The sequence below is a fragment of the Azospirillum sp. A29 genome (genome assembly GCF_042604625.1).
GTDB classification, from domain to species: domain Bacteria; phylum Pseudomonadota; class Alphaproteobacteria; order Azospirillales; family Azospirillaceae; genus Azospirillum; species Azospirillum palustre.
Genome location: NZ_CP170466.1, coordinates 297065 through 309881, shown reverse-complemented (window position 1 = coordinate 309881; position 12817 = coordinate 297065). Strand labels below are relative to the sequence as shown.

Here is a 12817-nt window from a genome sequence, read left to right as displayed (position 1 = left end):
ACCGGAAAAGGGGCGAGCGTATAACGGCTCCGGACCGCCGGATCAAGCGCCCTGCCGATCGATCGTCACATGTGGCGCATCGCCCTGCCCGCCAGAGGACGGCTGGCCAGCACCACCGGCAGCAGGAACAGGGTCAGGTTGGTCCAGGAGAAGGCACGTCCCCGCCCCTCCTCCCTGCCCCGGCCTCTACCCCTGCCGTGCTCCGGCTGCCGTTCCATCCAGCCGCCGCTGGCGCCCTGATATTCCGGCATGGCCGTCAGCACGCCGCCCGAGGTGTCGGGGGCCGAACGGTTCTGGAACATGTCACGCTCGATGGTGTGAGCGAGCGCTCGCTCGGTCATCTGCGGCGCCATGGCGTTGCCGACGGCGGCGAGACGCCCCTCGGCGCCGACGAACAGCTCGCGCTGGGGATTGGCCGCCAGCGACAGGATGGCCGCAGCGACCTCCTCCGGCGGGTGGATCGGGTTCAGCGGCTTGATTGCCCGGCCGGTGTAGTTGGCGGCATGCTGCCACAGCGGGGTGTCGATGGAGGCCGGCATGACCATGCAGACATGGATGTCGGGCTCGTCCACCAGCTCCTGACGCAGGGATTCGGAGAAGCCGCGCACGGCGAATTTCGCCGCGGTGTAGGGGGTGGCATAGCGCTGGCCGATGTTGGACACCATCGACGCGGTGTTGATGACGATGCCCTCCCCGCGGTCGAGGAAATGGGGCAGCACGGCGCGGCAGCCATGGACCATGCCGAAGAAGTCGGTGCGCACCACCTGCTCGAACACCTCGTCGGGGATGTCCTCGAAACGGCCGAAGGCGATGACGCCGGCATTGTTCACCCAGACGTCGATGCCGCCGAACGCTTGGATGGCACGGTCCGCCAGAGCCTGCATCGCGCGCTGGTCGGTCACGTCGGTCGGCACCACCATGGCGCGGCCGCCGGCTTCGATGCACTCCTCCGCCACCTCGTGCAAAGCCGCCATCCGCCGGGCGGCCAGGATCACCGCGGCCCCCTGGCTGGCGAACTCCAGCGCGGTCGCCCGACCGATGCCGCTGGAGGCGCCCGTGATGACAACCACCTTGTCGCTCATATCGCTGCCCGGCCGCTTCGCCATGACCGCAATCCTTTCGTCAAAGTTTCTCGGGGCAAATTCCTTGCGATTGCGCCGTACAACAGCGCAGGGACCGGAAAATTTCGGACGAGGGTCGACCGCGGCGCATGCGGCATTCCCGCCGCCGGTCTGGAGATGCGGAGACGAACCGGCTACAGTCACATGTCCTCGTTAAGGATTTTGTCCTCAACCAGTGTGGAGCGGGCGCGGTGCCGGCGAGAGAGCTTGACGTGAAGGGGCTGCATTGCCCGTTGCCCATTCTGCGCACCCGCGCCCTGCTGAACGGGATGGAGGCTGGGGAGGAGCTGGTGGTCTACGCGACCGACCCGGCCTCCGTCATCGACTTCAAGCATTTCTGCAACACGACCGACAACGCGCTGCTGTCGCACGAAACCCAGCCCGACGAAATCCACAAGACGGTCTTCGTCTACCGCATCCGCCGCGGCGTCTGAGGCGTCCATCGCCGCCCGTCCGCCGTCCCGCGAAAGGTCCATGCCCCGATGCCGCTTCTCCCCGCGATTCTGCCGCCCCTGCGTCCCGGGGCCGTCATCCATGGCCCCGGCTCCTATGGCGTCGATACGCTGCTGGACGGCTTTTCGGCGGAGCTGAAGCGGCGCGGCTTCCGTGTCGGCGGACTGGTCCAGCGCAACCACGGGACGGGCGAAGATTGCGCCGAGCGGATGGAACTGGTCGATGTCGCCACCGGTCACGCCTATGACATCACCCAGAAGCTGGGCCGGGAATCGCAGTCCTGCCGCGTCGATCCGACCGGCGTGGCGGAAGCCAGCCAGGCGATCCGCAACGCCGTCGCGTCGGGCGTCGACCTGCTGGTGGTCAACAAGTTCGCCGGGCTGGAATCGCACGGCGACGGCCTGTCGGACGAGATGCTGGCCGCCATCGCCGAAGGCATTCCCGTACTGACCAGCGTCGGCAGCCGCTATCTCAACGAATGGCAGACCGCGACCGGCGGCTTCTGCGACCTGCTCTCCCCGGTGGCCGACGCGCTATGGCGCTGGTGGGGACCGCAGCGGATGTACCAGGATCTGGTGCAGGGCGTCGCCGATGCCGACGTCCGCCGTGTCGTCACCGGCGACAAATGGGTGCTGGTGGAAACCGCCGATGGCCTCGGCGTCGCCGCAAGGCAGGCGCCGGCGGCAGAGGGCGCAGCAGAGGACACTGCGCAGCCCTGGATCGGGCGGGGCCTGCGCGATCTTGCCGCCATGGCCGCTCAGTCCTGGGATCCGCTGGAGATCGCCGTCGGTGTCGCCGCCTTGAACGCGCATTACAACCGGCCCGACGTGACCGGCGTCCCCGGCAACGGGCTGAACCTGTTCGCCGCGGTCGAGGGCCGGGTCGTGGTGATCGGCGGCTTCCCGCAGCTTGCCCGCCGCCTGCCCCGCGCCAAGGTGATCGACATGAACCCGCAGGAGGGCGAGTACCCCGAGGCCGCCTGCGACTGGCTGCTGCCGGGCGCCGATGCGGTGGCCATCACGGCGTCGGCCTTCGCCAACCGCACCTTGCCCCGCCTGCTGCGGGTTTCGGCGGGAGCGGAGGTGGCAATGGTCGGCCCCGGAACGCCGTTGACCCCGCGCCTGTTCGATTACGGGATCCAGTCGCTGGCCGGTTTCGTCGCCATCGACCGCGAAGCGGTGGTGCGCACCATCGCCGGCGGCGGCGGTTCGCGCGATTTTCATCCCTATGGCCGGATGGTCACGCTGCACCGGCCACCCCACTCTTAACTGAACAAGAATACCGGAGGAGTTGAGACCCCATGGCCGATCTGGACCATCAGACCCGCATTGAACTGGAAGCAGCTGCCTTCCGCGGTCTGGTCGAACATCTGCGCAAGCGCACCGACGTGCAGAACATCGACCTGATGAATCTCGCCGGCTTCTGCCGCAACTGCCTGTCGAAATGGTATGCGGCGGCGGCCAAGGAACGCGGCGTCCAGCTGTCCGACGAGGATGCCCGCATCGCCGTCTACGGCATGCCCTATTCCGAATGGAAGCAGAAGCACCAGAAGGAAGCCACGCCCGAACAGCAGAAGACGTTCGAGGATACCAAGCCGCTGCACGCCGAGATCAGCGGCCACCGGTAAGCCACACTAACCTTCACCAAGCCCCCTTCCCGCGCCGATGCACGGAGAAGGGGGCAACGCCTCAGGCGTTCACCGAAAAGGGCTGCACCACCGCCTTGAACTCCGCCATCGCCTCGCAGGCGTCGGAGTGGGCGGCGAGCGCCGGCCAGCGGGAGCGGTCGAACACGGCCGGGTGGGCTTCGCCGACAAAGCGCAGGGCGCAGCCGGCGGCGATGTCGGCATGGCCGATGCGGTCGCCGAACCACCAGGGACCGGCAGCAGCGGCGCGGTCAGCCTCCAGCACGTCGAGAACGGCACCGATCTGGCCGGTGCAGCGCTCCATCCACAGATCGGACCGTTCCTTGTGCAGGACGCGTTCGTAGACAAGGCTGACCGCCTTGTCGGCCAATCCCGTCGCCAGCGCTGAGAGCTTCAGCGACCGTCGGCGCTCCGGCCCCTGGCGGGCGATCAGCGCCCGGTCCGGTCCGGCGACTTCGTCCAGATGATCGAGGATGGCGCCGCTTTCGATCAGCACTTCGCCATCCGCCAGCACCAGCGTCGGCACCCGCTTCAGCGGGTTGAAGCGTGCGATCTCTGCCGCGTCGGAAAAGACCGACCAGGGCCGATGCTCGTACGCCATGCCGTAGAGGCGCAGAGCGATGGCGACGCGGCGCACGAAGGGCGAATCATACTGTCCGATCAGAATCATCGACATAATCCCCGCTGATGGGTGGGCCCCGCTGATGGATGGCCCTCTCTACTCATCCTAGACCGGATTTATCCCGCCGCTGCATTCGTGCAACGCGACTCAGTCCCGCGCCACGATCGGGGTCAGCTTATAGCGGGCGGCGATGCTCTCCAGCCGACCATCTGCCTTGATCGCGGCAACGAAGGCATTGACCCGGTCCAGCCAGGCTGCATCGCCCGGCGCCACCGCATAGGCGTAGGGGGTTGGCTGCACCGGCACGTCCGGTACGATCAGCCGTGCCCAGGGGTGAAAGGCCAGCATGCGCTGCCCATAGGGATAATCGGTCAGGAAGGCGTCGGCACGGCCGGACTGCACCTCCTCCTCCCGCTCCTGCGGGCGGGTGACGGCGACGATGCGCGCGGCCTTCATGGCGGAGCGGGCGTAGCCGTCCATGTAGGTGTCCTTCTGCACCGCCACGACATTGCCGGTGCGGTCGAGATCCTCCCACCGCTGGATGCCGCCGTTGGTCTGGGTGGTGACCGCATAGATGCCGCTGCGCAGATAGGGCTGGCTGAAGGTGACATGCTGCGCCCGTGCCGGGGTGGCGCCGATGGCGAACATGCCGATGTCGCAGCGGTCGGCCAGCAAATCCTCGATGAAGCGGGGAAAGCTGCTTTCCACCACCGTCAGGCGAACGCCCAGATCCTTGGCGAATTCCTGCGCCAGCTCCGCATCCAGCCCCTCCAGCGCGCCGGTGCGTGGATTCCGGAACGAGATCGCATAGTAATCGGGCCAAGAGCAGACACGAAGTTGCTTCTGTTCTGCAATTTTCTGAAGTCTCCCGTCCGCCGCCATGGTCGGCGCCACGATTCCGACCGACAGAACCGACAGAATTGAGAAGCTGACCGCCCAAAGGCCGCGCATCGCCATGTCACACCTTTCGTTAACCAACCATCGCTGTTCTTTGCGATCTGGAAGCAAGACCGCAAAACCGCAGCGGTATCTTATCATCGACCGGTTCGCAACGGCAGCGGATGCTTGGCGTCGGGTGTGTGTAGCTGCTATTGTCCCAGGCGCAAACTTCGACCAAGAGCTTGGGCCCAGCGCATTGATCCGACTGCGATCCGACCGCGGACCGCAGATGACGGACGGGTTCGGACCCATGCAAGCTGCGGCTTGGTCGCTCCACCACATCTGACCGTCCGGAACGAACGCCCTGTCCCCGTCCCCAGTTAAAGCGGATCTGAAGGGTCTCTTCGAAAAGCGGGGCGGCATCATCGCCTTCGCCCTTCTTGCGGTTTTCGCCCTGCTGATCAACCAGGGCCAGCAGCTGATCACCGCGCGCCAGGCGGCCCTCGACTCGGCCGAGGCCAGCCTCGCCAGCCTTGCAGCGGCGCTGGAGGTCTCGACCACCCGTACGGTGCAATCGGTCGACGTAACCCTGTCCTCCATCGTCGACGCGCTGTCGGACGCCAACTGGACGGGGGAGGACGGCGCACCCGGTCCCGACGTGACGGCCATGCTGACGGACCGGCTGCGCCGGTCGCCCCACCTGCGCGGGCTGACCCTGCTCGACCGCACCGGCCGGATCGTCGCCACCACCGAAGGTGCTTACCCCGCCGCCACCTACCTGACGGAACTGGACGTGTTCCACCTGCAGGCGGCTGCCCAGGGCAACGGGCTGGTGATCGGCGATCCACGCCCGGGACGCAGCCTGATCGACCGCACCCCGGCAGGCGAACGGTCGGGCCGCTGGCTGCTGCCGATGAGCCGTGCCCTGCGCGAGGCCGACGGCAGCCTGCAGGCGGTCGTCGTCGCCACCGTCAATCCGGATTACTTCCAGGGCCTGTACCGGGCGGTGCAGGGTGGCACCGGCGCGGGATTGGGCGACCGGATCGCGCTGTACCGCTATGACGGCACGCTGCTGACCGTCCAGCCGCAGATCGGGGACGAGATCGCCAAATCCTTCGCCGCCACCCCGCTGTTCCACCATTATCTGCCGCAGGCGGAATATGGCGTGTTCCGCCACTCCGGGACCGATGTCGGCGCCGGCCCGGGAACGCGAATCGTCGCCTATCGGACGACCCCGGTCTGGCCGCTGATCCTGACGGTCAGCGTGCGCACGGACACGGTTCTGGCCCCCTGGCGCGACAATCTGCGGATGGCGTCGCTGCTGTCCGGCGGCATGATCCTGCTGCTCAGCCTGTTCGGGCTGCTGCTGGCCCGCTCCCTTGCGGCACAGCGCGAACAGGGCAAGGAGCTGGAAGAGACCAATGCCCGCCTGTCCGCCATCGTCGATACCGCGGCGGAGGGCATCGTCACCGCGCGGCCGGACGGCGTGATCGAAGCGGCCAACCCGGCCGCCCATGCCATCTTCCGCTGCGCGCAGGGCGAGCTTGTCGGCCGGCCGGTGGTGGATTTCCTGCCGACCGACAGGCGGTCCGGCGTCTCCCACGCGCTGGAAGAGATCGCGCGCGGCCGCCACGCCATGGACCTCGCCACCCGCGGCGAGATCATCGCGCTGCGTGTGGCGGCCGACGATGCCGGGGATCGGACGGAAAGCTTCCCGCTGGCCTACTCGATGGCCTTGGTCAAGACCGCCGCTGGCCCGCTTTATGCCGCCATCCTGCGCGACCTGACCGAGGAGAAGCGGCTGGAGCATACGTTGCGCGACGCCAAGGAGCGGGCGGAGGACGGCCAGCGCATCAAGATGGAATTCCTCGCGACGATGAGTCACGAGATCCGCACACCGATGAACGGGGTGATCGGCATGGCCGGGCTGCTGCTCGACACGCCGATGGAAGCCGAACAGCGCACCTATGCCGAGACGATCCGCGATTCCGCCGAATCGCTGCTGGTCATCATCAACGACATCCTCGACTTCTCGAAGATCGACGCCGGCCGGCTGGATTTGGAGGTTGGAGAGTTCGAACTGGTGCCGATGGTCGAGAGCGTCGCGGAAATTCTGGCGCCGCGCGCCGCAGCCAAGGGACTGGACCTCGCCAGCTTCGTGCCGCCGGGGCTGCGCGGTCCCCTGCTGGGCGATGCCGGGCGGCTGCGGCAGATCCTGTTGAACCTTGCCGGCAACGCCGTGAAATTCACCGATTCCGGCAGCGTCACCATCCTGTTGAGCGAGGAGCCCGACGAGCGGCAGGAAGCGGACGGTCCCGACGCCGGCAAGGCTGAAGACGGCGTCCGCGTCCGGTTCGAGGTGCGCGACACCGGCATCGGCATCCGGGAGGAGGAGCGGCCGCGCCTGTTCGCCATGTTCACCCAGGTCGATTCCTCCCCCGCCCGGCGCCATGGCGGCACCGGTCTGGGACTGGCGATCTGCAAGCGGCTGGCCGAGCTGATGGGCGGCCGGATCGGCGTGGACAGCGAGCCGGGGACGGGAAGCGTCTTCTGGGTGTCCGTCCCGCTGAAACGCGGTGTCGGCAGCGCCCATCCGCCGGCCCCCATCGGCAACTGGGCGGGACGGCGCCTTCTGCTGGTCGATGACATCGCCGTCAACCGCGATCTGCTGACCCGGCAGATCGACGGCTTCGGCATCGTCGTCGAGACGGCGGAGAACGGAGAGCAGGCGCTCGACCGGCTGGTCGCCGCCGCCCGTCTTGGCACGCCCTTCGATGCCGCGATCCTCGATCACCGCATGCCCGGCCTGACCGGGCCGGAGGTGGCACGGCGTATCCGCGCCATACCGGAACTGGCCGGCATCCGGCTGGCGCTCGCCTCCTCGCAAAGGCTGGAGGGGCAGGGGCAGGAGCAGGCGCCGGTGGACACCCACCTGCCCAAGCCGATCCGCTTCAGCACCCTGTGCCAATGCCTCGCCCGCCTGCTGGAACGGCCTGCGCTGTCGCTGGCAGGCGCCCCGGCCGCGTCCTGGCCCGATGCTGCGCCGGGGAGCGGTCCGGCCGCCGGGAACGTCATTCCGCGTCGCATCGACAGTCCGGCAGCGGTGCCGCCGACCGCCGCAAAAATCGATCCGGCCCCCAACGGCCAGCCGACGCCACGCGTCCGCGTTCTGGTGGCGGAAGACAATCCGGTCAACCAGCAGCTGACGCTGGCCCTGCTGCGCCGGGCCGGCGTCAGCGCGGAAGCGGTGTCCAACGGCGAGGAGGCGGTGGAGGCGGTGACCGCCCGGCCGTACGACCTCGTCCTGATGGACGTCCAGATGCCGGTGATGGATGGGCTGGCGGCAACGCGGCGGATTCGCCGGCTGTCCGGAACGGTAGCCCGGATTCCCGTCGTGGCGCTGACCGCCAATGCCATGCAGGGCGATGCCGCCATCTGTCTGGAGGCCGGCATGGACGACTATCTGTCCAAGCCGATCAACGCCCGCAAGCTGCTGGACACCATCGCCCGCTTCATCCCTCCGGCGGCGGACGGCAAGAGTGACGGCCCCGGCCAAGCCGCATCGCCACCGAAGGCGGACTCCGGACCCGCCACCGTCAACACCGAGAAGATCGAGGAACTGCGCGATGCGCTGGGCAAGGACGGCTTCGCCCTGCTTCTCGAAACCTTCTTCGGCGACAGCCCGCAGCATCTCGATCTGCTGCGCGCAGCCATTGCACGCGGCGACCGCACCGGAATCGAGCGGGAAGCCCACATCCTGAAGGGCTCGGCCGCGAATGTCGGCTTCGACCGGATGGCGGACACCGCTCATCATCTGGTCGACGCTGCCCGCCGTGGCGACCTCGACGCCCTGACCGCCACCGCGGGCGAACGCGTCGCCGACGAACTGTCGGCGGCACGGAAAGCAGCTGTGGCGCTTGTGGCGACTGCCGATTGATGTCTACAACTGGCAATGCTGCGACGCAGTGCCGCCGGTGATTGTGCGATTGCGGCGGTTTCGGTAAAATGCCATGGAATTTCCCCAATCGCGCCCCGAACCGCTGGAGTACACGCCGACCATGGCCGATGCCGTCACCGCTCTGGTCGTCGATGACGAGGAAATGACCCGCGCCATCGTCGCCGGCTATCTGTCCCGCATCGGCTATCGAACGCTGGAGGCGGAGACGAAGGCGCAGGCCTGGGAGATCCTGTCGGCCAGCGGATCGACGATTCATGTCGTGCTGCTCGACCGCCGGCTGTCCGACGGCGACGGTTTGGAACTGTACGAGCGGATGAAGCGCGAGCCGCATCTGGCCGACATCCCCGTCATCGTCCAGACCATCTCCGACAGCAGTTCCGAAATCGCCGCGGCGATCCGTGCCGGCGTCTTTTATTACCTGATCAAGCCCTATGACGGCGCCCTGCTGCGCTCCGTCGTCCGTGCGGCGGAGGAAACGACCGGAAGGTTGAAGAGCCTGCAAGGCGACCTGCGGTCACGCTCCGACGCCATCGGCCTGCTGCGCGACGGGCGCTTCCGCTTCCGCACCCCGCAGGAGGCGCAGAATCTTGCCATCACCCTGTCGTCGGTTGCCGCCACCGCTCACAGCCTGACCTTCGGCCTGTCGGAGATATTGGTGAACGCGGTGGAACACGGCAACCTCGGCATCGGATTCGAGGCAAAGGGGCGGCTGAAGGCCAGCAGCATGCTGGCGCGCGAGATCGAGGCGCGGCTGGCCTCGGCCGAACATCGCGAAAAATACGCCACCTTGCATGTCGAGCGCACCGACAGCCGCGTCATCTTCACCGTCACCGACATGGGGTCGGGCTTCGATTTCAACCGCTACCTGTCGGTCGATGCCTCGCAGTCGGATGCCACCCATGGCCGCGGCATCGCGCTGGCCCGCATGGTCGGTTTCGACCAGCTCACCTTTGTCGGCAACGGCAACCGCGTGGTCGGCATCGTCAATCTGGACCGGACCGCGGACGGACGCTCCGGCTGATCCACAGCACCGTCAGATCGTCGGACAGCAGCCGGGGCACGGTCGCGAAATAGCGGTCGAGCATACGGCCCAACGGACGCTCCAATTCATCGTCGCCGAGCCCCCGCACCAGATCGGTCACGCCGTCATAGCCGAACATCTCGCCGTCCCAGCCACGCGCCTCGTACAGCGCGTCGCTGAACAGCAGCAGGGTCGAGCCGAGCGGGAAATCCAGGCAGTGGTTGCGGTATCGCGCCTCGCCCGCCAAGCCCAGGGGCAGACCGCAACTCGGGCCCACCTCCAGCCCGCCGTCCCTGTGGCGGACCAGCGGCTTCGGCGCGCCGGCGGTGGCGTAGACCAGCCGGTCGGCACCGACATCGACCACGGCATAGATCATCGCGGCGAACTGCGCCTCCGGCAAAAGCCTGACCAGCAGACCGTTCAAGGCGCGCAGCGTCTCGGCCGGATCGTCGGCCGGCAGGTCGGTGCGGGCCAGCAGCGCGTGCAGCCGGAAGGTGTTCAGCGCGGCCGCCACCCCGTGGCCGGTGAAGTCGCACAGGAACAGGGCGAAGCGCCGGTCATCGAGCGGACGCGCGCCCCACAGATCGCCGCCCAACTCCGAACTCGATTCGAAATGGCTGTCCATCGCGATGCCATAGCGCCCCTCCAACGACCGGCAGGCAGAGGCATCCGGCAGCAGTCCCAACTGCATCTGCCGAGCCAGCGCCATCCGCTGCATGGCGCCGTGATGGTAGCTGTGCAGGCTGCGGATAACCTCCTGAAGGGAGCGGTCGAGGCGGCGCCTCTCCAGATACACCGACAGGCGGGCGGACAGTTCCGCCAGGGTCAGCGGACGCGCCAGCAGGTCGGTTGCCCCTGCCCGCATCAGCTCCGCCCGGCGGGAGCCGCTGGCAAAGCGGCCGAGGATGGGCACGTCGCGCAGTTGCGCCATCTCCCGCAATCCCACCAGGAGATCCGGGCCGAAGCCGGGCAGCCCGGCATGCAGAAGGAGAAGCTGCGGGGGCTCGGCCTCGGCATCGGCAACCGCCTGCGCCAGCCCGTCGCCCTCCACCACCGTGAGGCGTCGAACCCCCAGCCGGCCCAGGACATCACGCAGCGGCCCGGCGGCGGATGGGCGAGGATGGCCGATGACGACCGGCGGACCGCCGCTCACCACTCAGAACTCGCAGGGAATGATGGTGTGGAATTCGGAAATCTCGATTAGGTCGCGGACCTGCCCGCGTGGATGCTTCAGGCGGAAGGTGATGCCGGCCTGCCTGGCAGCGTTGTTCGCCATCACCAGAAGCCCCAACCCCGCGGAATCCATGTAATCGACGGCAGACAGGTTGAGGACGCAATCCGCGATGCCTGCCTTCTCCCACCCCGCGAGGATCGCCCGGAAATCGGTGTCGGCTTCGAAGGTGATCCGTCCGCGCATCTCCAGTTCGCGCAGGGTGCCGCTGTCATGCACCGTGTAGTCCATCGCCCCGTCCCACATTGCCAGCGGCCAACTGGACGGCCCGGGCATCGGGGCGTCTCCGCGATCAAGGATAGCATAACGTGGAACAGGAACCAGCCTTGAGGCTACATTCCAGGCTCGAACACCGCCACAAGGTTGCGGCCGAGATGCTTAGCACGATAAAGCGCGAGGTCGGCACGATGGATCGCCCGTTCCAGCGTGTCGGTCGCACCCTCAAGCCCGGCGATGCCGATGCTGACCGTCAGACGGAAGGTGCCGTCCGGTGCCTCGATGGGCATGCGGGCCAGATGGCGGCGCACCCGTTCGGCCACCACGCGGCTTTCATCGGCGGTCGCACCGGGCAGGACCACCACGAACTCCTCCCCGCCCAGCCGGCCGAGGATGTCGTATTCCCGCAGGATGGCCTGACAGCCGGCCGCCACCATGCGCAGCGCATCGTCGCCGGTGGCATGACCGAAGCTGTCGTTGATGCGCTTGAAATGGTCGACGTCGAGGACGAAGACCGACAGCGGCTCGTGGAAGCGATGGGCGCGGGCCAGCTGGGCGCGGGCCATGTCCATGAAGGAACGCCGGTTGAAAATGCCGGTCAGCGGATCGCGCGACGCCATGTCGCGCAGCGCCTCTTCCATGCTTCGGCGTTCGGTGTAGTCGTAGATCCAGGCCAGATTGACCGCCGTGCCCTGGATCACCGCCTGATTCACCGTGAACAGGGTCCAGAAGGGCGACCCGTCGGCCCGCCTGAACTGAACCTCCATGTTGGTGACACCGCCGCCACCGCGCAGCCGCTCCAGCACGCGCAGGCGCTGGTGGCTGTCGAGGTAGTAGTCACGGGCGCGGCTGCCGATCAGCTTCTCGCGCGGCAGGCCTATCAGCTCGGCGAAGCGGGTGTTGACGAAAATGATGCAGCCGTCGTCGCGGCGGGACACCGAAACGCCGATCGGGCTCTGTTCGAGGATGGCTTCAAGCCGCTCCTCGTTCGGATGCAGGGCATCCAAATCCCGGGTGACACCGGCAATGCCCGACTCATCACGGAAGGCGCCCCTGGCCGGGAAGCGGGTCGCACCCTTCGCCACAAGCACCGGCGCCTCGTACCGGACATTGCCGCCATAGTCCAGCAGCGTGCCGGCAGCCGGACTCCCGGCCTGCGATGCAGCCTCGTCCGCATGCATGGCCTGCCGATACACCGCATCGACGTCCGTCACCGTCACCAGCCGCAGGCTTTCCGCCCCTCCCTCGGCCTTCGCGCCGGACGGAAGCGAGGTCCAGGGCGCCTCCGCCACCGTCACCCGGCAGACGGTGCCGTCGTTCCGCAGCGCCCGGTGCGCCCGCGCCGGGTCGGCGGCCGGACCGCCGCCATCGCAGGTGTCCAGCCCGAACTCGCACAGGCTGCGTCCCGGCAAACCACCCGGTTCGCAGGCCAGGAGGGTATGGAGCGCCGGATTCGCATGATGAATGATCCCCGAAGCCGCGACGACGCAAACCCCGACCGGAAGGCGGTCGAGGATCGACAACGCGGCATCGCGTCCGTCATGCGCATCACGGCCGGAGATCATTGCCATGCAACCCGGAACCGGCATGGCTGAGAGTGTCTCATTGACTTTTGATTCCCCGCAGCGCCGGTGGTTTCCGACAAGGTCGAACTGAAAGGGCCGGACTTCT

Annotated in this window: 11 protein-coding genes; 5 read left to right on the top strand and 6 right to left on the bottom strand. The window is 67.6% G+C overall.

What is annotated here, in order from left to right; genetic code table 11:
• Window positions 1-65 precede the first annotated feature (65 nt).
• Entirely contained in the window at window positions 66-1106 is a 1041-nt protein-coding gene (locus ABNQ38_RS16295) for an SDR family oxidoreductase (RefSeq protein WP_377809309.1), read from the bottom strand.
• Between the two features lie 227 nt (window positions 1107-1333).
• On the opposite strand from ABNQ38_RS16295, the gene ABNQ38_RS16290 reads away from it, so the two are divergent.
• The 3 genes from ABNQ38_RS16290 to ABNQ38_RS16280 are packed head-to-tail and all read left to right on the top strand — an operon-like array spanning window position 1334 to window position 3201.
• A complete protein-coding gene (locus ABNQ38_RS16290) occupies window positions 1334-1555 on the top strand; it encodes a sulfurtransferase TusA family protein (protein ID WP_377809308.1) in 222 nt (73 codons plus the stop codon).
• A gap of 48 nt (window positions 1556-1603) precedes the next feature.
• Complete coding sequence (locus tag ABNQ38_RS16285) at window positions 1604-2842, top strand: DUF2478 domain-containing protein (protein ID WP_377809307.1); 1239 nt, start codon at window positions 1604-1606, stop codon at window positions 2840-2842.
• 32 nt (window positions 2843-2874) lie between these two features.
• Complete coding sequence (locus ABNQ38_RS16280) at window positions 2875-3201, top strand: DUF1244 domain-containing protein (protein ID WP_149233625.1); 327 nt, start codon at window positions 2875-2877, stop codon at window positions 3199-3201.
• A 61-nt stretch (window positions 3202-3262) separates the two neighbouring features.
• Here ABNQ38_RS16280 and ABNQ38_RS16275 read toward each other — a convergent pair whose 3' ends face one another.
• Window positions 3263-3889 carry a glutathione S-transferase family protein gene (locus tag ABNQ38_RS16275; protein WP_377809306.1) on the bottom strand — a complete coding sequence of 209 codons (627 nt, stop codon included), beginning with the start codon at window positions 3887-3889 and terminating at the stop codon, window positions 3263-3265.
• 99 nt (window positions 3890-3988) lie between these two features.
• Window positions 3989-4798 carry a substrate-binding periplasmic protein gene (locus ABNQ38_RS16270; protein ID WP_377809305.1) on the bottom strand — a complete coding sequence of 270 codons (810 nt, stop codon included), beginning with the start codon at window positions 4796-4798 and terminating at the stop codon, window positions 3989-3991.
• Window positions 4799-5288: 490 nt separating this feature from the next.
• Here ABNQ38_RS16270 and ABNQ38_RS16265 point away from each other — a divergent pair, with 490 nt between their 5' ends.
• Together ABNQ38_RS16265 and ABNQ38_RS16260 are read left to right on the top strand one after the other, a co-directional pair.
• Window positions 5289-8657, top strand: a complete 3369-nt coding sequence (locus ABNQ38_RS16265) for a response regulator (RefSeq protein WP_377809304.1) — start codon at window positions 5289-5291, stop codon at window positions 8655-8657.
• 73 nt (window positions 8658-8730) lie between these two features.
• Window positions 8731-9699 (top strand): response regulator, encoded by a 969-nt coding sequence (locus ABNQ38_RS16260; protein WP_377809303.1) that lies wholly within the window; start codon window positions 8731-8733, stop codon window positions 9697-9699.
• Here ABNQ38_RS16260 and ABNQ38_RS16255 read toward each other — a convergent pair.
• Genes ABNQ38_RS16255 through ABNQ38_RS16245 form a run of 3 tightly spaced genes read right to left on the bottom strand, consistent with a single transcriptional unit; the run spans window position 9662 to window position 12717 of the window.
• Complete coding sequence (locus ABNQ38_RS16255) at window positions 9662-10852, bottom strand: PP2C family protein-serine/threonine phosphatase (protein ID WP_377809302.1); 1191 nt, start codon at window positions 10850-10852, stop codon at window positions 9662-9664. The genes ABNQ38_RS16260 and ABNQ38_RS16255 overlap by 38 nt on opposite strands.
• A 3-nt stretch (window positions 10853-10855) precedes the next feature.
• Window positions 10856-11206 (bottom strand): STAS domain-containing protein, encoded by a 351-nt coding sequence (locus ABNQ38_RS16250; protein WP_377809301.1) that lies wholly within the window; start codon window positions 11204-11206, stop codon window positions 10856-10858.
• Between the two features lie 56 nt (window positions 11207-11262).
• Window positions 11263-12717 carry a diguanylate cyclase gene (locus tag ABNQ38_RS16245; RefSeq protein WP_377809300.1) on the bottom strand — a complete coding sequence of 485 codons (1455 nt, stop codon included), beginning with the start codon at window positions 12715-12717 and terminating at the stop codon, window positions 11263-11265.
• Between the last annotated feature and the right edge of the window lie 100 nt (window positions 12718-12817).

Excerpts from the sequence above, each read along its gene's own strand:
- ABNQ38_RS16280 (WP_149233625.1), top strand. The coding sequence starts at position 2,875 with ATGGCCGATCTGGACCATCAGACCCGCATTGAACTGGAAGCAGCTGCC.
- ABNQ38_RS16275 (WP_377809306.1), bottom strand. The coding sequence starts at position 3,889 with ATGATTCTGATCGGACAGTATGATTCGCCCTTCGTGCGCCGCGTCGCC.
- ABNQ38_RS16270 (WP_377809305.1), bottom strand. The coding sequence starts at position 4,798 with ATGGCGATGCGCGGCCTTTGGGCGGTCAGCTTCTCAATTCTGTCGGTT.
- ABNQ38_RS16295 (WP_377809309.1), bottom strand. The coding sequence starts at position 1,106 with ATGGCGAAGCGGCCGGGCAGCGATATGAGCGACAAGGTGGTTGTCATC.
- ABNQ38_RS16285 (WP_377809307.1), top strand. The coding sequence starts at position 1,604 with ATGCCGCTTCTCCCCGCGATTCTGCCGCCCCTGCGTCCCGGGGCCGTC.
- ABNQ38_RS16250 (WP_377809301.1), bottom strand. The coding sequence starts at position 11,206 with ATGCCCGGGCCGTCCAGTTGGCCGCTGGCAATGTGGGACGGGGCGATG.
- ABNQ38_RS16260 (WP_377809303.1), top strand. The coding sequence starts at position 8,731 with ATGGAATTTCCCCAATCGCGCCCCGAACCGCTGGAGTACACGCCGACC.
- ABNQ38_RS16245 (WP_377809300.1), bottom strand. The coding sequence starts at position 12,717 with ATGGCAATGATCTCCGGCCGTGATGCGCATGACGGACGCGATGCCGCG.